Here is a 22988-nt window from a genome sequence, read left to right on the forward strand (position 1 = left end):
CCTTAAAAACCACCAACAAACATGTTGGTGGTTTTTTTTAGTCGGAAATTTCCTTGATAAATTTGTTGATATCGGCCTTATTGATCCTGCTAATGCCTGAGTGTTCGCTATCAAAGAGGTCGGATTTAATTTTTGATCCGACTTCATCTTCCATGACCTCGATTACTCTTTTCCTACAAAAAGTCCCTTGGCAAAAGCCCATGCCAGCCCTTGTCCTTCTTTTTATAGAATCGAAACTATTGCAGGCAAGGCCACGATTCATGGCATCTCTGATGGTTTTTTCGCTAACTTGTTCGCACCTACAAACAAGTCTTTCAGGATTTCCAAGAGGTAGGTCTACTTTTTTGATGACCTTATTAAAGTCTTCTAGGTCCTTGTATTCTATAATTGGCTTCCTATGAGGATTGTAGGAAGGATCATCTATCAAATTTAGGCCTAAATTTCTTAAAATATCTTCTACCATTTTTGCAATAGCAGGAGATGAAGTTATGCCTGGTGATTGGATGCCAACCACATTTATAAAGCCATTTGTCTTTGTGTTTTCTATAATAAAATCACCTGTCGATGATGCAGGGCGAAGGCCTGCGAAAGACCTGATAAATTCTTTGAGGTTTATCACGTCATCCTTAACTGATTTTTGAGCAAGTCTATAAATCTCAGCCAACCTTTCTATGTGGGTACCCTTATCTATTACTTCCTCATCGATGGCATCTGGGCCAAGGAGAAGGTTGTTATGGTAGGTCCTTGTGACAAGGATGCCCTTGGATTTAGGACTTGGGGTTTGGAAGAGGACGTGATTAATCCTTGCGCCGCTACCCTTTTGCATAAGGAGGTATTCACCACTTCTTGGGTGGATAGAGAAATTAGTTTCAGTAATCATTTCGGAAATTTTTGCACCTTCTAGGCCTGAAGCATTAATTATGTATTTGCCTTCAAAAGTATTACCATCTTCGGTTGTAAGGGTGAAGATTGTTCCATTTTTTTCTATATTTGTAACCTTACTTTCAAGTTTAAGCTCTACTCCATTAGAAACTGCATTTTCCATAAGAGCAATTACGTATTCATAGGGCGAACAAACACCAGCACCCTTGCAATATAGGGCAGATGTGGCTTTGTCTGACACCTTAGGTTCGATTTCTCTTAGCCTAGCTTGGTTGATTATCTCTAGATCATCTAGGCCGTTTTCAAGGCCCATGGCCAATAGCTTTTGAAGTTCTTTTTCATCTTCTTTGTCAAAGGCCAAAACGAGCGAACCATTTTCTAAAAAACCAAAATTTAATTCTTCATTTAGTTTTTTAAATTCCCTCCTGCCTTCATAACATATTCTGCCCCTAAGTTCAGAATGGGGTTCAGCATAGCCACCATGGATTATGGCAGAATTTGCCTTAGAGGCACCCATAGATACATCATTTTCTTTTTCGAGGACGAGGATATTTAGCTTGTAACGAGATAGGTTTCTGGCTATGCTTGCTCCTGTGACTCCAGCTCCAATAATTATAAGATCATACATAAATAATCCTTTCTACAAAGAGTTTTAATTTATAAGTCGATTTTTTATTTTAGACAAAAATAGAGCGGGTAAATATATCCACTCTTTCACTCTTATATGAGGTAAACCTTTTTTTAATTATAGCATGAATTATTTATTTTTTCAATTTTGCTAGGCTTGGTTTGAGCAATTATCTTTTATAAAGATTTTAGAAAAAAACTTTATATTAAATTTGCAAGAGATTTTCTTTTATTAGTTTATATTTTCACTTTTAAAAGTATATTATATGTAGTATGTAAAGGGAGAATTAATATGAGATGTGAGCATTGTGGTGCGAGTATAGACCAGGCTAGCAACTTTTGTCCAGTTTGTGGCAGCAAAATAGAGAACAAAGGACCGGCCGAGGAAGCTATAGAAAAAAATACAAGCCCTAAGAAGAGTCTTTCTGATCTTCTTAATTTTAAATTAATTAAAAATAAAATAGACCCTAAAGACCATGCAAATTCTAATGAAAGTGTTGGAGGCGAGGCCAAAGAAAATAAGGCATCTAAGGATGGCGGATTAGATAATTCTGATTTAAATCAAAACCTAAAACCTTCAAATAATTCCGATGAAAATCAGACCAAGGAAGAAAATCCAGAAGAAGATTTATTTAGTCTTGACCCTCAAGATAGGATGGATAAGGAAAGTAGGAGGTTTAAAAACCTCGGCGAAAAGTCTTCTCCTTACAATCAAAGGTCTGTCATAGAAGAAGTCCAGGCCAAGGTTTCCTTAAACCAAGCTAGAAAAAATGGGGACGAAGATTATTATATAGATGATTATAAAGAAACCATTTTAAATAAAAACCTTGAAGAAAAATTAGACAGGCTTATAGGCGATGGTGAAGATGACCTGGCGAATATGACTATTTCTGCTGGAATTAGAAAAATCCAAGCTAGGAATAAAAAGATAAGCAGGGAAAATTTCATCAAGGACAATGGTGATCAAATCCTAAGAAATGCTAATCCAAAACAAAGGACACCTGCTGTAAGGGAAGCTGATAAGAAGGCTGATGATACAGAAAGCTCACAAGAAAAGGTTCAGGCAAACCCACTAAATGATTTCCAAAAGAAATATCTCACTAGCAGAAATCTTTTGCTAGGTCTAATTGGCGTTTTGATAGCCGTAATTCTCGGTACCCTTTATGTAAAGATGAATAAGACCACTGACATTACAATCCCACTTAGCGATTATATTACCATAAGTTATGAGGGAGAAAATGGAAGTGCTGTGCCAAAGGCAAGTATAGATACTGATAAATTGATTCAAGCCTATGGCAAGGACATCAAATACAATTCAAGGAATAATAATAAAGATTCTTATGAGTCGCCTGCTCAGGAATTTGCAGCTGACCTAAAAGATAATGTTGTTTTCCAATATTCTAAGGATAGTGGCTTGTCAAATGGTGACGAGATAACAGTCATGGCTAATCTTGATAATATCAAGATCTCAGATAAGTACAATGTCTTAATTACAAATGCATCCAAGGCTGTGATTATCGATGGCATATCAAGTGACGACTTTACAGATCCATTCAAATATATCAATGTAAAATTTGAAGGCGAGAGTCCAAACATGACCCTAACAGCAAGTCTAACTGATGATGCTCCTGAATTTATGCACGCAGTTGACATTATACCAGCAAAGACAAACGGCATTAAAGAGGGCGAAGATATAGCAGTTAGCCTAAACTTTAACGAGGAAGAATTCAAGAATAACTACAATGTGAGTCTATCCCCAACCAGCAAAAACTTTACAGCCAAAACTGGTGATGGTGATTCAACAAGTGAGGGGGATTCTGAATATATCAAGACTACAGCCCACCTTAATAGCGATTTACTAGGCCAATTGAAATATAATGCTGGCAAATTAATTAAGCAAACTATCTTATATAAAAATATAATTAACGTTGATAATATTGAATACCTTGGCTCTTTCACAGGCTTTAAGGATGATGGTAGTGGCGATGTGAAAAATAAAGTATATCTCATTTACGAAGTAACAACATCTGAAAAATTACCAGAAACAAACTTCCAATCAAGCTTTAAATATTACACCTTTGTAGAATATCAAAATGTCAAAAAAGCTATGGATGCTGATGGTAAGTTCTATAGTCAAGGGCCGGTTACAACTGATAATCAAATCTTCCATAAGTTCTTTGTGGAGAGCGACTATAAATATTATCAAATCGAATACCAAGGATTTGGATTTATAGATAAGGCTCTTGCAAATGTTGGCAGTGGTCTTGAGGGTCTAACTATGACCGAAGATAACAAGACCAATATAAAAGACCACTTTGCTACATCCGACGGAGTTGTTGGAGAATATGAGGCAGATGGCAGGAGATTATCTCTAAGAGCAGATGGTAGCCTAACCTATCAAACAGACAAGGCAGTTCACCTAGGCTCTTATAGCGCAAATGGCAATGAAGTATCTGCCACAATCAAGGGAGTAAATGTTGATACTCCGATTATATTAAAATTTGAAGGCGGTAGCCTCAAGGCTGAAAGTCAAGGAGAATTTGACTCAATAAGCTTTAACAAAATAGAAAATTTTTAAAATAAGGGGCCTGGTGGCAAGTGAAATCAACCCATAATCATCGAAATTTGGTGGTGAGGCTTTCACGAAACCAGGTCTTTTTTGTAAGGAAAAGAAAGAGGAACATATGTTAGAAAACAAAGAAAAAAAATCGACTTATTACGAAGCCTATCCAGAATCTTTTATAGACTCAAACTCAGATGGCATTGGCGACCTAGAGGGTCTTAGGAGTAAGCTTACAATCATATCCCAACTTGGGGCAAACTACGTCTTGATCAACCAAGTTTTCAAAGAAAATTCTGGCAAAGTTGATTACTATAAAATCAAAGAAGAATTGGGAGATATAGAAGATATAAAGGCTATTTGTGAAAAAGGAAAATATATAAGAATTAAAATTCTATTAGACTTCGATAGCAAAGACCTCCTAGCATCCTATGGGGATAACTTAAAAGAAAGATTAATAGACCTTATAAAATATTGGAAAGAAACTGGGATTAAGGGCATCAGAATTAAAAACTTAGATTGCCTATTTGAGAAAAATGAAAATGACGCAAAAGAATTAATTGCAGCAATCAAGGAACTAACAGATGAGCTTGAATTAATATTTATAGGTGGCTTTGATAATCCAGACTTGGTAAAGGATGACATGGTAGATATGGCCTATTTTTCAAAAGCTAACAGTCTTGTAAAAGAGCCTAACTCCTACAAGGAATTTTATAACTTCATAGATCGAGTTCAAAAATTAAGCGAAAAAATACCGGCAGGCATGGATTTGGACAACTTTGCAAGTCCAAGACTATTAGAAAAAATTTTAGACCATGACGAAGAAGTTAGACCCCTATCAGAAGCTCTAGCCACAATGCTCTTTAGCCTAAAAACTATTCCTTTTATTTACCAAGGCACTGAAATCGAAGCTAAAAGCGAATATGAAGTAGACATGGACGGTATAAATGATGAGAAAATCAAAGCGATTTATAATTTATACCTAAAAGATGGTCTAGATTCGGAAGAAGCCTTCAATAAAATAAAAAGAGAGACCAACTTCTCAGCCAAAATTCCCCTAAGATGGGATAACTCCATCCTTGGAAGATTTTCCGAAGTGAAAAATTACTATGGAACAATGATCCACTATGACAACAACTACAAGGATTACCTAAAACATGGCGACTCATTTTTCTTCTACATGTATAACATAATCATGCTAAGAAAAAAAGAATCAACCTTTGGCCTAGGAGACTATGAACTCCTATCAATAGACGAAACAGTCTACGCCTACAAGAGAACCTACAAAGACAAAGCCTTTGTAGTCCTAATAAATTTAAGCGATGACTTCTATGAGCTAGACGAAAAAATCACCGAGCTCATAAAGGATGGAAAGGTAATTCAAAACAACAACCCAGACTATGACCCAGAAATCCTAGACGCTTACCAAGCTGTAATTGTTGAATTGTAGAGCATATGAAAAAGATAAATCCAACCCAGACATTTTGAGAAGGGTTGGATTTTTTTGAAAAAAAGATAAAACCAAAATTTAAGCTAAGTTGTTATATATAAAATATATAAATGTTGGAGGCAACAAAAAAGCAACCGTAATGGTTGCAAATTTTTATAAAAGTTCTTAATTTTCAGGCAATAAAAAAACAACCCAATGGTTGTAATTTAATGGTCGGACGAAAGGATTCGAACCTTCGAGCCTCACCTTCTCAAAGCCGAAGAGATTCCAACAAAAAAAGCAACTACTATGAGTTGCTTGTTCTGTATAAAAAGTTTCTTAATTTTTAGGGAAATAAAAAAAGCAACTGATGTTGCTAATTTAAATGGTCGGACGAAAACACGTTTGCTTCGCAAACTTCTCCGCGCTCTCGCGCTAGTTTTCGGTTAAATACCCCAAATCAAGGGGTATTTAACGGTGAAAGGATTCGAACCTTCGAGCCTCACCTTCTCAAAGCCGAAGAGATTCCAACAAAAAAAGCAACTACTATGAGTTGCTGATTTGTATAAAAGCTATTAATTTTTTAGGACAATAAAAAACAACCTAGTTGGTTGTTAATCTATGGTCGGGGTGAAAGGATTCGAACCTTCGACCTCATGTTCCCAAAACACGCGCGCTACCAAGCTGCGCCACACCCCGTCATCACTGACTATTTTAATATACTATATTAAAAATCCTTTGTCAAATTTTTTACTTGATTTTATTTGAAATTCTTTTTGTTTTTAGGATTCTTTTTTCTAAAGTCTATTTGTATGATACCACATTTGCTTTATTTTGTAAAATCTATTTGTCGTTTCCTTGTAAGTCAAACTTAAAAGATTATAATGATATTAGATAGGAAGTGAGTTTTATGGATACTCTTAATGAAGTAAAAAAAATCATTAATGATTCTAATAATATAGTCTTTTTTGGAGGTGCTGGTGTTTCTACTGCTTCTGGCGTGCCTGATTTTAGGTCTGCGACCGGTCTTTATAACAGAAAGAACGATTCTAAGTATTCTCCAGAATATATGCTAAGTCATGAATTTTTCATCGACCATCCTGATGAGTTTATGACCTATTGCAAGGAAAACTTGATGATTGATGGGATTAAGCCAAATAAGGCCCATTACGTCTTGGCAAAGCTAGAAAAGATGGGAAAACTTAAGGCTGTAATCACTCAAAATGTTGATAGTCTTCACCAAGAGGCAGGCAGCAAAAATGTTATAGAGCTTCATGGAAATTTGAGGGATTATTATTGTGTGAACTGTCATAAGAATTTTGATCTTGCCTATGTGAAAAAATTCCCAGCCGAGGCTCATTGTGATGAGTGTGGTGGTATTGTAAGACCTGATATTGTTCTTTATGGTGAGGGACTTGATCAAAATAATATCTCTTATGCAGTTAATCTTATTGCCCAGGCTGATGTTTTGATTGTCGGTGGCACTAGCCTTGTGGTTTATCCAGCGGCTGGGCTTATAGATTTTTATAGGGGTAATAAATTAGTTTTGATTAATAAGGAGACTACTCCACGTGATGGAATAGCAGACTATGTTATTAAGGGCGATATTGCAGATATTATGGATAGGTTAGTAGGTGATTAGGTGCAAAAAAAATACGGTATTGATGAGTACGGAATATTTTTAGTTTGGATCGCTATTGTTGCGGTTGTTGTGGCTTATTTTATGAAGTCTACAGTTTTGAATGGCATTTCTTCTTTTATTGTAATTTATGCCATTTATAGGACTATGTCTACAAATATTCTTAAAAGAAGTCAAGAAAATCAAATTTTTGTTGAAAATGTTATTGATCCTGTTAAAAATATTTTCAATAAAGATAAAACCAAGCAAGGTAATTCAAGGGATGACGGCTTTGAGTATATTTCTTGTCCATCTTGTGGACAAAAGTTAAGAATTCCCAAAAATAAGGGTAAAATCAAGGTTAGATGCCCGAAGTGTAAGGAAAAATTTGATGCTAAAAGCTAAACTTTTAGCATTTTTTAGTTTTTTTAGGAATATAAATTAATTTAAAATTTTTTTCATTTTAGTATTTAAATTCTTTTTATTAGGTTGTATAATTTGCATGAAAGGGGAGAAAAATATGCCAAGATTAATAGGAACTGTTGCAATGGGCCTTAGGGCACCAATTGTCAAAAAAGGTGACGATTTAGTACAAATTGTCGGTGATATTGTTGAAGAAGTAGCTAGAGAAGAAGTTAAGCTTCGTGATAAGGATGTAGTAGCCATCACTGAATCACTTCTTGCAAGAAGCCAAGGTAATTATGCATCAATTGAGCAAATTGCTAAGGATTTTGCAAATAAGTTTGATAATGATGAGGTTGCTATATTATTCCCAATCTTATCAAGAAACAGATTCTCAATCTTACTTAAGGCTTTTGCCCTATCAGGCAAGAAGCTTCACATTTGTTTATCTTACCCATCTGATGAGGTTGGAAACCTTGTTATGGATGAGATGGATCTTTTTAATTCTGATATTAATGCTTATACTGATGTATTAAGTCTTGAAGAATTTAGGAAGGTAGCTGGAGATTATAAGCATCTTTTCACTGAGATGGATTATCCTGAGTTTTATAGAGAAATCGCTAAGAATTCTGAAATTCATTTCTTAAATAATCCTGTAGATGCTCTTAAGTTTACAGATAATATTTTGGTTGCATCAATTCATACTAGAAATATTGTAAAAAGACAACTTGTAGAAGCTGGGGCTAAGAAGGTTTTGAAACTTGATGAAATTCTTACAGAATCTGTTGATGGTTCAGGCTTTAACCCAGACTACGGTCTATTGGGTTCAAACCTTTCTACAGGTAATGTTGTTAAGCTATTCCCAAGAAATGCTCAAGATTTTGTTAATAAGGTTCAAAAGAGACTTATCGATGAAACTGGCAAACACGTTGAGGTTATGGTTTACGGAGATGGAGCTTTCAAAGATCCAGTAGGTCATATTTGGGAACTTGCAGACCCTGTTGTTTCACCAGGATTTACTGATGGACTTACAGGTACACCATATGAACTTAAATTAAAATATGTAGCAGACAATGATTTGTCAGAACTTTCTAGCGAAGAAGCTGCAGAAGAATTTAAGAAATTAGTTAGAAATAAGGATAAAAACACTGACTCTAATAAGAGACTAGGTACTACACCTAGACAGATTACAGACCTTTTAGGTTCACTATCTGACTTGATTTCAGGCTCTGGAGATAAGGGTACACCTGTTGTTTTAATTCAAGGATACTTTGATAATTATTCAAACGACTAGGTAAAAATAAATATTTGAAAAAAATGAACCAACTTTGGCTGGGCGACTAGCATAAAAGTTGGTTCATTGTATAATTGATACATACATTAATTGTAAATTTTATTAAGATGGAGAGTAGATTTGAAAACTGATGAATCTTTTGACCAAGGTCAGAAAAGTAACCAGCCGATTAGAAATATTGATGAACGCAATGTAAAAACTAGAGAGTACAAGTTATTCTGGATGAGCTTTGCAGCCATACTTATGGCATGTGGAACTCACTTTTTTAAATATCCAAACTCCTTTGTAATAGGAGGAGTGGAGGGGATGAGTATTATTACTTCAATGTTTGTGCCCTTCAATCGACCACAGTTAACACTTTTTTATAACGTAGTGTTACTTGTAATAGGATTTTTTGTGATTGGAAAGAAATTTACAATTAGGACTGGCTATGTTGCCATCCTAAATTCCCTTACAGCCCTTGCCTTGGAGAGAGTTTTTCCAATTAACGGCTCCCTTACCGACAATAAGATGCTTGAGTTGATTTTCACTCTACTTATGTCATCAGTGGGTTCAGCTATCTTATTTAATCTTGCAGCCTCATCTGGTGGTACAGATATCATAGCGATGATTATGAAAAAATACACATCACTTGAAGTAGGTAAGTCACTTTTGGTGGTAGATTCTTTATTTACAATTGCATCTATTAAGATATTCGGCATAGAAATCGGACTTTTCTCTATTCTAGGTCTTATGATGAAGGGGATATTTGTTGACATGATTATTGGGCAAATGAATACAGCCAAACTCTTTATCATAATCACATCAAAGACTGAAGAGATTGGAAACTTTATAAAGAAAGAATTAAATAGGTCTGCTACCATAGTTGATGCTAGAGGTCTTTATAGAGGTACAAATATTTCGGTATTCTTTTGTGTGACAAGCACCTTTGAATCTGCTAAGTTTAGGTCATTTATCAAAAAAATCGACCCATACTCTTTTATTACCATCCTAAATACCTCATCAATAATTGGTAAGGGTTGGTATTCGTCAGATGATAGCCTTGATAGTGACGAGTGATTGTCTAAACCATTCCATACGGGTAAAATACTAGTAGGAAGGTGATTTGAGATGCAAAAAAAAATAAAAATTTTATTAATAAGCTTTTTTACATTCATTCTGCCCTTGACTAGTTTTGCATCAAATGATCAACAAGGCAAAGATGGTCCTAATCAAAAGGCCGGAGAAAAGATAATCATAACTGAAAGCGTAGCTCCAGTTTCAAAACCTGAGGAAAACCCAAAAGATTCGGCAAAAAAAGAAGAAAATAAGGCTGATGCAAAGCCAGATCCAAATAAAAAAGACGATGTGAAGCCAGCAGATAACAAAAAAGAAGATTCAGCCTACAAGGATAGGAGGGAAGCTCCAGTAGATCCTAAGGCTCAGGCTCCTGATAAGGCTCAAAATCCAGATATGGAGAGGATAGAAAAGGTAGTTGATGACTTGGTTAGTAAGTTAGACAAAAACTCAAACCTATCCAAAGCCTTAGCTGAGATGCAGACAAGCATAAGTACTGATAATAAGGCTAGTGTTAAAGTTAAGGATGTAAGCAAAAAAACTGAGCAAGTTTTAAAAGATTATAATAAAAAAATCCAAGCTGCCACTACAGAACAGCAAAGAAAAAAACTTGAAAATGAGGCAGCTGATAAGATTAAGTCTATAAGCGAAAATAGGCCTAGCTCAATTGATCAAGAAAAACTTGATGAAGATATACCAGAGAAAAAGAAAAAAATTCTTCTTGAAGTAAAACCAGATAGGGAAGAAGATGATGCTGATGATAGGAGTCAGATTTTGGCATTAAATCCTATAGATGGAGAAGATGAGGAAGTTTTTTTCTTAGAAAATCCAATAATAATCATTGCCCTAATTTTTATAATTTCTCTAATAGTTGTGATAGGAATTGTAATTAGGAATAATGAAAAAAGAGATAAACGCAGAAAAAAGAAATAAATTTTTACAAAATAAAAGAGGCCACTTGGCCTCTAATTTTTATTATTTTTATTCAGCTTCGAACATGTCTTTGCCAACACCACAAACTGGGCATACCCAATCTTCTGGAAGATCAGCAAATTCTGTACCGGCCTCTATACCGTTATCAACATCACCTTCAGCTGGATCGTAAATGTATCCACATGCTGTACATACGTATTTCATTAAAATTGTCTCCTTTCATAATCTACTATGTTTTTATTATACCACAGATTTGAAATTTTAAACAGAATTTTTTAGAATTAGTCTAAAGAATTTGGTTTGTGATTAAAATGATAGGAAAATAAAAAAAGGGGTATTAATCCTTTAGGAGCAAGTGATGGAAATAATTAGGACGGTCATACATTCTGACCTTAAAGAATTAAAAAAATTTAGGGATGGGTTTATAGATTGCCTTAGAAAGCATTATTACGAGGAAGGTAAAATTTTTAGGCTAAGGCTAATACTGGATGAATTAACGGCAAATTCCTATAAGCATGGCAATAAGAAAGATAAGGACAGGCTTATAGAAATTTCCATAGTCTTTGACGAAGCTTACATATTAATAAAGGTTAAAGACGAAGGTTCTGGCATTAAGTTTATGAAAGAAGCTGAAAAATTTTCTGAATCTGGTAGGGGCATTGACCTTGTAAAAAAACTATCAGATAGGGTAATTATAAATAAATCCACCATTGCTTGTCTTATACGAAATTCTTAACAACATCCTTTAGAGGATGTTTTTATTTGCCATTTATTGATAATTAATTCACATTAGGTATAATATATTGATAGAATTTGTTAGCATGAAAGAAGGATTGAATGATAAGAGAAGATGTTAGAAATGTAGCAATAATTGCCCACGTAGACCACGGAAAAACAACACTTGTAGACGGCCTACTAAAAACATCAGGTTTATTTAGAGAAAATGAAGCAGTAAAAGAAAGAGTTATGGATTCTGATACCATAGAAAAAGAAAGAGGAATCACAATTCTTGCAAAGAATACTGCCGTATCTTATAAAGACATGAAAATTAATATTATAGATACTCCTGGCCACGCCGATTTCGGTGGAGAGGTAGAAAGGGTACTAAATATGGCAGAGTCGGTTGTTCTTGTAGTAGACAGCCACGAAGGACCAATGCCACAAACTAAGTTTGTACTTAAGAAGGCTATTGAATTGGGACTTCCTGCTATAATCTGTATCAATAAGGTAGACAGACCTGATCAAAGAATTGATGAAGTTGAAGATGAAATTATAGACTTATTTATTTCTTTGAATGCAGATGAGTCTTACCTTGAAAGTCCCTTTGTCTATGCTTCAGCAAAACAAGGTTGGGCTAGTCTTGAAAAGGGCGTAGTTAAGGAGGATATGACTGACCTTCTTGATATTATAATAGAATACACACCAGCCTTTGAAGCACCTGATACAGATGAGTTTAAGGTTTTGGTTTCAACAACAGATTATAATGACTACCTAGGCACTATTGCTATAGGTAAGGTGGAATGTGGAACTATTAGGAAAAATGCTCCAGCAGTTATTACTAATTATAACGAAAAGGACAGGTTAGTTAAATCTAAAGTCGTAACTATTTATGAATTTGATGGTCTAAATAGGGTTGAGGTTGAAGAATCTAAATTTGGTTCGATTGTAGCTATTTCTGGTATGGAAGATATTGGAATTGGTGATACTATCGGTACTGAAGCTGACCACGAACCTATTGAATTTACAAAAATTTCTGAGCCAACTCTTTCCATGACTTTTTCTGTAAATGATTCACCATTTGCAGGTCGTGATGGTAAGTATGTCACAAGTAGGCATATTAGAGATAGGCTATTTAAGGAAGCTGAAACTGATGTTTCCCTTAGGGTTGAACCAACAGAAACAACTGAAGCCTTCAAGGTTTCAGGTAGGGGCGAACTCCACCTATCAGTTCTTATAGAAAACTTAAGACGTGAAGGTTATGAATTTCAAGTTTCAAAACCAGAAGTAATGTTTAAAACTGATGAAAATGGCAAAAAGCTTGAACCAATCGAGATTGCAACTGTGGACGTTGATCAAATATATACAGGATCAGTTATAGAAAAACTCGGTCGTAGAAAGGGTGAGATGATTGATATGCACCCATCTGCTTCTGGTTATACCAGATTGATTTTTAGGATTCCTGCAAGGGGTCTTATTGGATATAGGACAGAATTTATGACCGATACCAAGGGTACAGGTATTTTAAATACCGAATTTGAAGGCTATGACAGATACAAGGGTGACCTTGAAAGAAGACCTCTAGGCAGCTTAATTGCTACAGAAAAAGGTCTTGCAACAGCCTATGGTTTAAACGCTGCCCAATCTAGGGGCCAATTATTTATCGAACCTGGTGAAGAAATCTACGAAGGTTTGGTTGTAGGTTCAAACGCTAAGGGCCTTGATATAGATGTAAATATTTGTAAAAAGAAAAAAATGACTAATACTAGGGCAAGTGGAAGCGACGATGCAATCATTCTTACACCAGCTAAAAAGATGAGTGTAGAGGAAATGATGGAATTTGTCGAAGAGGATGAATTAATTGAAATTACCCCTCATAACCTAAGGATTAGAAAGAAAATCCTAGATGCCCAAAAGAGGTATAAGTCTAAAAAATAGGAGTGGCTATGGAAAATAAGTTTGAGAGAAGGATTAGTAAAATTCTAGTCTTTCTTATCATGATCTTATTTCTCTTAACTATTTCACAAAGATTCGCTAATGGATGGGTTTTAAGTCTTTGCTGGTATATTTTATTTTTAGGATCATGGATAGGAATGCTTGTTTTTTCCTTTGATGTACTTTTAAATAAAAATGCTAGGGGACTTTCCATTCTGCTTGCTGTTATAACCAGCATAGCCTTTGCATTCTTATCAATCCATGGTCTATCGGCCTTGGCTATCTTTATAAGGGTGCTTCCTAGGAAGATTGTTATAAATAACGATTTCTTCCTAGCTAATAACCAACTGATATTTTATTCAAGCTTGGTAGTTGTTTATTTTATCCAACTTTTCAATGTGATTTCTTTAAGGGATAAGAAAGAAATAGAAGAAACAGAAGAAAAAGTGGAGCTTAGCGAAGAAGAGTTAAGAAAAATTAGGGATGAAAAGCTAGACAGTATTATTGCTGAGATTGATAATAATAACAATAACGACAGTCTAAGCGATGAGGATAGGCAAATACTAAATTCTCATATCTTAAATGATGGAGAGGAAGAAGAATCGGAGATTTAATTTATGACAAAACAAAATATTTCTTTATCTGTAATCAAAAGACTTCCTAAGTATTATAGGTACCTAGAAAGCATAAATGAAAAGGGAATAATTAGGGTATCATCTAAAGAGTTATCAGACATAACAGGTCTTACAGCTAGCCAAATTAGACAAGACTTAAATCATTTTGGCTGTTTCGGTCAACAAGGCTATGGCTATAATGTAAAAGAACTTATTGATGAATTATCTAAGATTATTGGTGTTGATAAGGATTATAAAATAATTCTTGTTGGTTATGGTAACATTGGTCATGCCCTTTACCAATACAAGTCTTTTGGGGACTTGGGTTATGAATTTGAAGCTGTTTTTGATATTGAGGCAAAGACTCTTTCTGATTCCAATCTTAAGGTAAGAGATGTAAATGATTTGCCAGAATTTTTAGCTAACAATAAGATTGATATCGGTATAATTGCCACACCAAAACAAGCGGCTCAGGAAGTGGCAGATATTTTATGCAAGGGTGGAGTTAAGGGAATTTGGAACTTCTCACCTGTTGATTTGAAGGTATCTAATGGGGCTGTTATAGAATCTGTCCACCTTGATGAATCGCTATTCACTTTAACATATTTTATGAATTCCCCAGAGGATTTTATTTTTTAGATGAATGTACTTAATGTATCGAACTTAGCTAAGTCTTATCCCAATAAGGTGATATTTGATGGCCTAAGTTTCAATTTAGAAAAGGGAGATAAGGCAGGACTTGTTGGACTAAACGGTGCTGGCAAGTCTACCCTTTTTAATATTCTAACAGGTAGACTCAGGGCTGACGATGGGAAAGTTTTTATACCTCAAGATATAAAAGTGGGGTATTTGGAGCAAATCCTAAGCCTTGATTCTAATATGACCATCTATGATTATTGTTTGTCAGTTTTTGAGGGACTAATTAAGCTTGAAAGCGAAATTAGGGATCTTGAAAAAAAGATGAGCACAGAAACTGACCCTGACAAGCTAGCCGCAATTATGGATGAGTACACAAGAAAATCTGAAAGCTATCATAGTGAAAATGGCTATGCCATTGAAAGTGAACTTGAAGGAACCCTTTCTGCCATGGGTTTTGATAAGGCTGACTTTAATAAAAAGATTTCTGATTTATCTGGTGGGCAAAAGGCGAGGGTAGAACTAGCTGGGCTTTTGCTAGAAAAACCAGACTTACTCTTGCTTGATGAGCCAACCAACCACCTTGACATAAAGGCAATAAATTTCCTTGAAAATTTCATCAAAAACTACAAGGGAACTGCTATAATTATTTCCCACGACAGGTATTTTTTGGACGCCACAGTAAATAGGATGATGGTTCTTGAACATGGCAAACTGTCAACTTATTCTGGAAACTATACAGTTTTTATGGATAAGAGGAAAAAAGATAGGGAAGTCAGAATCCACCAATACAAAAGTCAGCAAAAAGAAATCGAAAGACAAGAGGAAATCATCGATAGGCTAAAAAATCTGGGCGGCTCTAAGAGAAAAAGAGGTATTTCCCAATCAAGGTCTAGGCAAAAACTCCTAGATAAGATGGAAAGAATTGAAAAACCGATAGAACTTGCCGACACCATGAACCTTAAATTCACACCAAGAATCCAATCGGGGATGGATGTCCTTAAGGTTGAAGACTTGAGAATGTCTTTTGAAGGTAGGGAAATTTTTAAAAATATTTCTTTCGACATCTATAGGAATGAAAGGGCGGCCATCATTGGAGATAATGGAGTCGGAAAGACCACCCTATTTAAGATTGTCTTAGGCGAACTCTTCCAAGATGGAGGAAAAGCCAAGATGGGTGAGTCTGTAAATGTGGGCTATTTTGACCAGGAACAAAAGTCTTTAAACCTTGAAAACACAATTTTTGATGAAATTAGAGATGCCTTTCCAATGCTAACCAACTTTGAAATCAGATCCTACCTAGCCAAATTTATGTTTTACGATACAGATGTTTTTAGGGAAATTTCTGAATTATCTGGTGGAGAAAGGGCGAGAATATCACTACTTAAACTAATGATTTCTGATTGTAATTTTATTTTGATGGATGAACCGACCAACCACTTGGACATTGATAGCAAGGAAATATTAGAAGATGCCGTTCTTGATTTTGAAGGCACACTTTTGATAATATCCCACGACAGGTATTTTCTAAATAAGGTCGCCTCAAAAATTTTGGATATGAAGTCCGATAGGATGGACCTTTACTTGGGTAACTACAATTATTACCAAGAAAAACTCAGGGAAATGAATATGACTGAGGAGGAAAAGGCCACAGTCACAAAGACTCAAATCAAGAAAGAAAGAAAAAAAGAAAAGCTTAAGAGAGATGAAATCAGGGCTATAAAGAATAAAATTAAGTCAATCGAAAAGGATATGGAAGAGATTGATAAAAAGATTAAAGATTTGACCAAAGAAAGCCTGGCAGAAGGTTTTTACGATGATCAGGCAAGGGTAGCCGAAGTTTTTAGGGAAATGAAAGACCTCGAGGATATGAGGGATGACCTTGATGAAGAATGGCTCAACCTTAATATGGAACTTGAAGAATGATTGATTAAGTTTAAAGCGGGTATTAATTACTAAGGAGATTATTATGGGAAAAATAATGAGATTTCTTTATTCTTTTATGTTAATAGTTGTAGTCCTCTTGGGGGCCTTGTTCTTGGCATTTGGAATTGACGGCCAGGCTGTTTTTGAAGCCTTTGTCTACAATGAATATCTCTATAGGCTAGTGTCTAATGAAGCCTTTGTTCAAATATTTTTCATGGCTGTAGGCATCTTACTCATAGGCTTTGCAATAGTTTTGCTTATCGTACTTAAGCAAAATTCTAATATGGGTTTTGATGTCCTTATTGAAGATGAAAAGGGCAGTATTCTCCTTACTAGAAGATCTTTAGAGGCTGTGATTGAAAGGTCAGTAAATAAGTTTTTTGATGTGAAAATGCTAAAGGCTAAGGCTGTCATTATTGAAAACGAGAGAATAGAAGCGAAGGCTCTTGTGGATTATTATGGTGGCGAAGACCTAAAAGCTCTTGCAGAAAAAATGAGGGAAGAAATAAGTAAAAATCTTAAAGATTTTACAGGATTAGACGATATAAGGCTTGATTTAAAGCTAGATAAGAAAGAAATAGAAGTAAGACGCAATGGAAGATATTAAGAAAAGCAAAGACCCTAGCATGGTAGATGTGGAGATGAGAAAACTTGATATTAGGGAAAAGAACAAGGCAACTCTTTTTAAATTCTATCGAACCAATAAGGGCAAGGTAAACTCACTTATTATTAGCTTTTTAACTTTGGTGTGCCTATTTAACTTTGGTTTTTTCAAAACCTTGGGCATATGGGTGGTCATGATTATTGGCTATTTAGTAGGAGCTTATTTTGATAAAGATGTAAGAGTGCTTCAAGTAATTAGGAAAATTTTAAATTAAGGAGTAGGCAATGACAGAAAATTTAAATAAAGAAGAAATAACAAAAGACCTTAACGATGGTAGAGAACTAGGATATGAAGAATCTAAATTGATAATCCAAGATAAGGTTGTGGCAAAAATTGCAAGAATTGCCATTAATAATGTGGACGGCATCCTTGATATGAAGGGGAACATTGCTGATTCCATCGGTTCATTTTTTGGCTCTACAGACAGGAGCACAGCTGGTGTAAATGTTGAAGTTGGACAAAAAGAAGCGAAAATCAACTTGGATGTTATAATTGAGTATGGAAAAAATGCTCGCCAGATTTTTAATGATATTCAAAAGGCAGTCAGCCAAAATGTTAAGGAAATGACTGGCCTTGATGTGGTAACTGTGAATGTGGACGTTGTTGATGTCTTAACTAGAAAAGAGTACCAAGAAAAGCAACAATCAGTTAAGGAAAATGAAAAAAAACAAAATGAGTACTAAAGCTTAGGGCCTAGTTTGGGCCCTTTTTTAAGAGGTGAGTATGAAAGAAATATTTGAAGAAAAAACAAGAAAATATTTTATCATCGGAATCTTATTAATAGGTATATTTTATGGATTTTTCTATTTGGATAGGATTGGAGAAATTTTAGACACTACCTATAAGGTTTTTAGGCCCATAGTTTACGGACTGGTAATTGCTTTTATAATCAATCTTCCGATGAATTTTTTTCATGATGAAATTTTTACAAAAATATTTAAGGACGATAAGCATGAAAAATTAAGGAGAAGTTTTTCTCTCATCCTTTCATGGATAATATTTTTCGCCATGGTAACTATAGTCCTTACTGTATTGATACCAGAATTATCAAGGGCTGTAGGAGTTATATCAGAAAATATCCCTGCCTTTATGAATTCCTTAATAGATTTTATAAATGGGTCAAAATTGCTTACAAATGTGAGTAAGTTTATCGTAACAAGGCTTGAAGAAATCAATATTGAAAGGATAAGTGATAGCTTCACAAAGATTCTCCAAGACTTTTTCAGACCTGATTCTGATTTTATTAATAAAACAGGATCTATAATAAATTCTGTATCTCAGGGAATCCTATCCTTATCAATAGGATTTGTTTTTTCCTTGTATGTGTCAATGAATAAGACGAAATTAAAAAATGGAGCAGCGAGACTTGTTTTTGCCAACCTTAGCGAAAAAACTGCTAGGCAAATTGTTTATGTGGCAAAACTTTCCTATGACTCCTTTGCTAGATTTTTAGAAACTAGGATTTTATCCTGCCTAGCCCTTGGAGTGGCGTGTTTTATTGGGATGTGGGTCTTAAGACTTCCATCAGCAGGAATGATATCAATCCTCATGGGTGCCTTTGATATGATTCCATATATTGGAGCCTTCTTAGCCACATCAATAGGTATAATTTTAATTTTCACCTATTCTCCAGGCAAGGCTCTTGTATTTTTGATTTTCATTTTAATCCTACAAAATGTCCAACAGCAGTTGTTTTATCCGCTGGTAATCGGTAAACACCAAGGACTTCCACCTATTTGGATTTTTGTATCGGTAATAATCGGCGGGGGACTTTTTGGAATATTCGGTATGATAGCCTTTATCCCACTAGCTACAGTCCTTTACACACTTCTAGAGGATAACACAACCAAAAAACTGAAAGAAAAATCTATTAGCGATGAAGAAATAGAAAAATTGACCAACAAAAGCTTCATTGAACTAAGAGAAGAAAGAATTGAAAATTATCAATAAAAAACTCTTCTTACTGACTTCCTGTATGTAGGATCCAGTAAGGAGAGTTTTTTAAATGTTAAAATTTTCAAAAATCACAAGGAGGATTCCTTCTTTAACCCTGATTTCAAAATCTAATCCCTTGGTTTGGTTGGAAACGCCAAGGGCATCGTCATTTGCCATTGTGTAATCATCTAATTCGTAAAAAAGACCCTCTATGTCTAGTTTTGATTTTTCGGTGAGGGAAAAAATTGAAACATAAAAATCTTCACCCTTATATTTATAAGAAAAATCCTTATCAAGTAGGAAAATTTCCTTGCCTTTAGCCTTAAGCCTTATATCAATCCCCTTTTTTTTGTAGGAAAACATGGATTTTATATTTGAGATTGTGTGGCTTTCCCTGCCTCCAAGTCCGGCATATATTGTTATGTCCTTGTAGCCCTTTTCTATGGCAAAATTGATAGCAGCGACTGTGTCTGTAAAATCTTTTATTGGATTTAGGACAATTATATTTTTAAAGTTCGGTCTTTCTGTAGAATCAAAATCCCCAATGGCGTAGTCTGGTATAAGATTAGATTTTTTTGCATAGTCATAACCCTTGTCGGCAGTTATTAGGAGGTCTTCTGATCTTATCTCATCATAAAAACCATCAAAATCCCCACCACCTATAATAAAACATCTTTTCATGGCTCCTCCTAATTTTATTATATCATTAATGATCCATCTTCCTAACTATTTTTGCAAAAAAAGGTAGAATAGAGCTTAGAATAAGAATTAGAATAAGAGGCAATAAATGAGAGAATTAGACGTAAAATCAAAAAACTTGCTAAAAGTTGTTGTTTGTGGAATCTTGTTATATTTTGGACTCTACTATATAGGACATGTGGCTGATGCAGTTGGCAAGCTTTACCTTGTCATCCAACCCTTTATCCTTGGTGGGGCCCTAGCTTTTATAATAAGTATCCCTATGAATTTTTTTGAAAGTGAGTTTGCCCACTTCGACAAGACGGGCAAGCATAAAAAAATAATATCTACCTGTTCGCTATTATTATCTTGGATACTTGTGATAGCATCGCTTGTAATCCTTATTAACATCTTAGTCCCATCTATAGTCAAGGTGGTCTACACCTTTTCAATTAGGTGGCCAGACTTTGTTGATGAGATTTATAGGCTTTTGAAAAAATACCCAATCACCGAGCCTTTTGCTAATAAGTTTCAAAATACTTTTTATGGAGTTGGTTGGTACAATGTGAGAAATGCAGTTTATACTTTTTTGCAAGGCAGGAAGGGTGATATTTTCTCAACTGCAGCCAGCTTAATGGGTTCGATTTCTAGTGGTGTTATAGGTGTCTTTACCATGTTTGTATTTTCGATTTTTATCTTAATCTACAAACGTATGTTAAAGATAAATGGAATTAGGATTTTGTATGCCCTTATGAGTGAAGAAAGGGCTGACTATATAAATAAGGTCTTTTCCTTATCCTATAACACTTTCAAAGACTATTTGTTTTCAAGGGTCATAGCAGTTATCTGCCTTTCAATTTTGACCTTTGTAGGTATGTTTGTAATGAGACTTCCAAATGCAGCTATGATTTCGATTGTGGTAGGACTTTCAGATTTGATTCCGATTTTTGGTCCGATTTTTGGTACAGCCTTTTCAACAATATTAATTTTTATCGAGTCGCCTGTTAAATCCTTGATATTTTTGGCTTATAGCCTTATAATTCAGCAAATCCAGGAGAATGTAATCTATCCTGCTATTGCTGGTAATAAGATAGGCTTGCCTGCTGTTTGGGTAATGGCATCAGTAACTATAGGCGGATCGCTCTTTGGGGTTTGGGGCATGCTGGTTTCTATTCCAGTCGTGTCTGTAATCTACACCCTAAGTCACGAAAAAATCCACCACATGCTAGAAGAAAAGGGCTTTGACGAAGAAAAACTCCTTGCCAAGGGCGATAAAATTTACAAGATAGAGGACATAGAGACTAACGATGAAGCTTACGAGGAGTAGGGACTTTGTTCCCGTAATAAGATCTGGAGAAAAATATTACGGTGGTCACCAGGAATGGTTGAAGTATGAAGGCTTATCAAAATTTTTTAGAGATAGGTCTTGCGTTGTAACTGCCTTTACCAATTGCTTTTTCTATTTATTCAAAGAAGGAGTAGTTGATTTTGACACCTACAATGAGGTCCAATACGCTTTTTATAAGAGAATCCGACCAAAGGCAAATGGGGTGCCGACTGCAAAATCCTTATTAAAAAGAATCGACATTATAAACCATAAATTGGAATTAAATTTATCCTATAGGTTACTTGAAGGAAATTTGATAAAAAGGCTTAGCCTTGACCAAATGATTTCTTTTATTAACGAAGGACTTAAAAAGGATACACCAGTTATTTTGATAAATTGGCTATCAAAAAAAGTCGATATAATGAGCCACCATGGCCTTTGCATAACAGAAATGAATGAGAAAGATGGTAGGCATGAGGTGGTTGTATCAAGTTGGGGAAGGCGACACAGTTTTTACCTCGAGGATTTTTATAAAGAGCTAAGAACTTATACGGGTTTAATATATTTTACAAAACAAAAATAGGGTAGTAAGAGCTACTCTTTTTACTTTGTTAAAAAAATGTCGTAACCTTGTGATTGCAAGGTTAAGAGCTTGACAAATAATGAACAAAGCTAAGAAAACTTGATAAAATCAATAAACATACTATAGTAATGGAGGGGCTACTTGTTATAAAAACGAGCTAGGTAATTTATAAAAATAAAGACCTGTATTTATAACAATTTATTAGAAATTATTGGCAAAGATTTATTTTTTTAAATTACAAGATAACCCAAGCGAGAAAAACATAAAATAGTAAATAAAATATATGGCTAAATGCAATAGGAGGAAAGATGGATAAGTTAGCAAAAGACAAATTTGCCGAGCATTATATGGAAAATTTGCAAAGAATTACCCTAAAGAGATTTGAAGATACTTCAAACAAAGATAGGTATGATGCTCTTTGCGCTACCATAATGGGTCTTATTAACAAAGACTGGAGAGAAACAAAGGCAAAAGCAAGAAAAGAAAGAAAGGCCTACTACCTTTCAGCAGAATTTTTAATTGGTAGATCACTTGGTAACAACTTGATAAACTTAGGTATCTATGAAGAAGTTAAAGACTTACTTTCAGAGCTCGGAATCGATTTCGAATCTATCGAAGATTACGAAGACGATGCAGCTCTAGGAAATGGTGGTCTAGGAAGACTTGCAGCTTGCTTTATGGATTCAGCAGCTAGCCAAAACTTAAGCCTAGTAGGTTATGGTGTAAGATATCGTGAAGGTATCTTTAAGCAAGAAATCGAAAAGGGCTTTCAAGTTGAACACGGCGATAGCTGGATTAAAGATGGTGACGGTTGGTCAATCAGAGTAGACTCTGACGCAAAAATCGTTAAATTTAGGGACCAACAAGTAAAGGCTGTTCCATATGATATGCCAGTAGTAGGTTTTGAAAATGGAGTAGTAAATACCCTTAGACTATGGCAAGCAGAACCATTTGAAGAATTTGACTTTGCAAAATTCAATAACTTTGAATACGATGATGCAGTAGCTGAGAAAAACAGGGCAGAAGACATAACCAGAGTTTTATATCCAAATGATATGCAAAGAGCAGGAAAGCTATTAAGATTAAAACAACAATACTTCTTCTGTTCAGCATCTATCCAAGATATGGTAGAAGTTTACAAGAGAGATTTCCCAACAGACCTTAAATTTGAA

The 22988-nt window shown here is 35.0% G+C and carries 22 protein-coding genes and 1 tRNA gene; 19 read left to right on the forward strand and 4 right to left on the reverse strand.

Annotated features, from left to right (window positions below; translation table 11 throughout):
* Positions 1 to 37: 37 nt before the first annotated feature.
* Complete coding sequence (locus tag HMPREF0072_RS05225; protein ID WP_004827983.1) at positions 38 to 1510, reverse strand: NAD(P)/FAD-dependent oxidoreductase; 1473 nt, start codon at positions 1508 to 1510, stop codon at positions 38 to 40.
* 291 nt (positions 1511 to 1801) lie between these two features.
* On the opposite strand from HMPREF0072_RS05225, the gene HMPREF0072_RS05230 reads away from it, so the two are divergent.
* Both HMPREF0072_RS05230 and HMPREF0072_RS05235 read left to right on the forward strand, forming a co-directional pair.
* Positions 1802 to 4087 carry a zinc ribbon domain-containing protein gene (locus HMPREF0072_RS05230; protein WP_004827985.1) on the forward strand — a complete coding sequence of 762 codons (2286 nt, stop codon included), beginning with the start codon at positions 1802 to 1804 and terminating at the stop codon, positions 4085 to 4087.
* A 106-nt stretch (positions 4088 to 4193) separates the two neighbouring features.
* Complete coding sequence (locus tag HMPREF0072_RS05235) at positions 4194 to 5519, forward strand: alpha-amylase family glycosyl hydrolase (RefSeq protein WP_004827987.1); 1326 nt, start codon at positions 4194 to 4196, stop codon at positions 5517 to 5519.
* 601 nt (positions 5520 to 6120) lie between these two features.
* On the opposite strand, the gene HMPREF0072_RS05240 is transcribed toward HMPREF0072_RS05235, so the two are convergent.
* Positions 6121 to 6197: transfer RNA gene (locus tag HMPREF0072_RS05240), tRNA-Pro, on the reverse strand.
* 211 nt (positions 6198 to 6408) lie between these two features.
* On the opposite strand from HMPREF0072_RS05240, the gene HMPREF0072_RS05245 reads away from it, so the two are divergent.
* From HMPREF0072_RS05245 to HMPREF0072_RS05265, 5 genes are all read left to right on the forward strand, one after another.
* Positions 6409 to 7140: an NAD-dependent protein deacylase gene (locus HMPREF0072_RS05245; RefSeq protein ID WP_004827989.1), complete on the forward strand. Its 732-nt coding sequence runs from the start codon at positions 6409 to 6411 to the stop codon at positions 7138 to 7140.
* Positions 7141 to 7521: a zinc ribbon domain-containing protein gene (locus HMPREF0072_RS05250; RefSeq protein ID WP_004827992.1), complete on the forward strand. Its 381-nt coding sequence runs from the start codon at positions 7141 to 7143 to the stop codon at positions 7519 to 7521.
* A 115-nt stretch (positions 7522 to 7636) separates the two neighbouring features.
* Positions 7637 to 8812: a coenzyme F420-0:L-glutamate ligase gene (locus HMPREF0072_RS05255; protein WP_039931165.1), complete on the forward strand. Its 1176-nt coding sequence runs from the start codon at positions 7637 to 7639 to the stop codon at positions 8810 to 8812.
* A 120-nt stretch (positions 8813 to 8932) separates the two neighbouring features.
* On the forward strand, positions 8933 to 9871 hold the full coding sequence (locus tag HMPREF0072_RS05260) for a YitT family protein (RefSeq protein WP_004827997.1): 939 nt from the start codon (positions 8933 to 8935) through the stop codon (positions 9869 to 9871).
* 51 nt (positions 9872 to 9922) lie between these two features.
* A complete protein-coding gene (locus HMPREF0072_RS05265) occupies positions 9923 to 10801 on the forward strand; it encodes a hypothetical protein (RefSeq protein ID WP_004827999.1) in 879 nt (292 codons plus the stop codon).
* Between the two features lie 48 nt (positions 10802 to 10849).
* On the opposite strand, the gene rd is transcribed toward HMPREF0072_RS05265, so the two are convergent.
* A complete protein-coding gene (gene rd, locus HMPREF0072_RS05270; protein WP_004828001.1) occupies positions 10850 to 11005 on the reverse strand; it encodes a rubredoxin in 156 nt (51 codons plus the stop codon).
* A 154-nt stretch (positions 11006 to 11159) separates the two neighbouring features.
* Between rd and HMPREF0072_RS05275 the strand changes: the two genes are divergently transcribed.
* The 9 genes from HMPREF0072_RS05275 (at position 11160) to HMPREF0072_RS05315 (ending at position 19243) form a co-directional block, all read left to right on the forward strand.
* Complete coding sequence (locus HMPREF0072_RS05275) at positions 11160 to 11537, forward strand: ATP-binding protein (protein ID WP_004828003.1); 378 nt, start codon at positions 11160 to 11162, stop codon at positions 11535 to 11537.
* Between the two features lie 101 nt (positions 11538 to 11638).
* A complete protein-coding gene (gene typA, locus HMPREF0072_RS05280) occupies positions 11639 to 13456 on the forward strand; it encodes a translational GTPase TypA (protein ID WP_004828005.1) in 1818 nt (605 codons plus the stop codon).
* 8 nt (positions 13457 to 13464) lie between these two features.
* Positions 13465 to 14067, forward strand: a complete 603-nt coding sequence (locus HMPREF0072_RS05285) for a hypothetical protein (RefSeq protein ID WP_037326910.1) — start codon at positions 13465 to 13467, stop codon at positions 14065 to 14067.
* Between the two features lie 3 nt (positions 14068 to 14070).
* A complete protein-coding gene (locus HMPREF0072_RS05290) occupies positions 14071 to 14706 on the forward strand; it encodes a redox-sensing transcriptional repressor Rex (protein WP_004828009.1) in 636 nt (211 codons plus the stop codon).
* Positions 14707 to 16629, forward strand: a complete 1923-nt coding sequence (abc-f, locus tag HMPREF0072_RS05295; protein WP_004828010.1) for a ribosomal protection-like ABC-F family protein — start codon at positions 14707 to 14709, stop codon at positions 16627 to 16629. It abuts the gene before it with no gap.
* A 43-nt stretch (positions 16630 to 16672) separates the two neighbouring features.
* The gene (gene amaP / locus HMPREF0072_RS05300; protein WP_004828012.1) at positions 16673 to 17236 is read left to right on the forward strand and encodes an alkaline shock response membrane anchor protein AmaP; all 564 of its coding nucleotides are present in this window, start codon (positions 16673 to 16675) and stop codon (positions 17234 to 17236) included.
* Positions 17223 to 17507: a DUF2273 domain-containing protein gene (locus HMPREF0072_RS05305; RefSeq protein ID WP_004828014.1), complete on the forward strand. Its 285-nt coding sequence runs from the start codon at positions 17223 to 17225 to the stop codon at positions 17505 to 17507. Before amaP ends, HMPREF0072_RS05305 begins: the two co-directional genes overlap by 14 nt.
* A 10-nt stretch (positions 17508 to 17517) precedes the next feature.
* Positions 17518 to 17976, forward strand: coding sequence for an Asp23/Gls24 family envelope stress response protein (locus tag HMPREF0072_RS05310; protein ID WP_004828016.1), 459 nt, complete (start codon positions 17518 to 17520; stop codon positions 17974 to 17976).
* A gap of 40 nt (positions 17977 to 18016) precedes the next feature.
* On the forward strand, positions 18017 to 19243 hold the full coding sequence (locus tag HMPREF0072_RS05315) for an AI-2E family transporter (RefSeq protein WP_004828018.1): 1227 nt from the start codon (positions 18017 to 18019) through the stop codon (positions 19241 to 19243).
* 51 nt (positions 19244 to 19294) lie between these two features.
* On the opposite strand, the gene HMPREF0072_RS05320 is transcribed toward HMPREF0072_RS05315, so the two are convergent.
* Positions 19295 to 19909: a thiamine diphosphokinase gene (locus HMPREF0072_RS05320; RefSeq protein ID WP_004828020.1), complete on the reverse strand. Its 615-nt coding sequence runs from the start codon at positions 19907 to 19909 to the stop codon at positions 19295 to 19297.
* A 106-nt stretch (positions 19910 to 20015) separates the two neighbouring features.
* Between HMPREF0072_RS05320 and HMPREF0072_RS05325 the strand changes: the two genes are divergently transcribed.
* The 3 genes from HMPREF0072_RS05325 to HMPREF0072_RS12450 form a co-directional block, all read left to right on the forward strand.
* Positions 20016 to 21233: an AI-2E family transporter gene (locus HMPREF0072_RS05325; protein ID WP_004828021.1), complete on the forward strand. Its 1218-nt coding sequence runs from the start codon at positions 20016 to 20018 to the stop codon at positions 21231 to 21233.
* A complete protein-coding gene (locus HMPREF0072_RS05330; RefSeq protein WP_004828023.1) occupies positions 21214 to 21816 on the forward strand; it encodes a PB1 domain-containing protein in 603 nt (200 codons plus the stop codon). Before HMPREF0072_RS05325 ends, HMPREF0072_RS05330 begins: the two co-directional genes overlap by 20 nt.
* A gap of 308 nt (positions 21817 to 22124) precedes the next feature.
* The coding region (locus HMPREF0072_RS12450; protein WP_004828025.1) for a glycogen/starch/alpha-glucan phosphorylase at positions 22125 to 22988 on the forward strand (864 nt) is incomplete at its 3' end.

It is taken from the genome of Anaerococcus lactolyticus ATCC 51172 (assembly GCF_000156575.1).
GTDB lineage: Bacteria > Bacillota > Clostridia > Tissierellales > Peptoniphilaceae > Anaerococcus > Anaerococcus lactolyticus.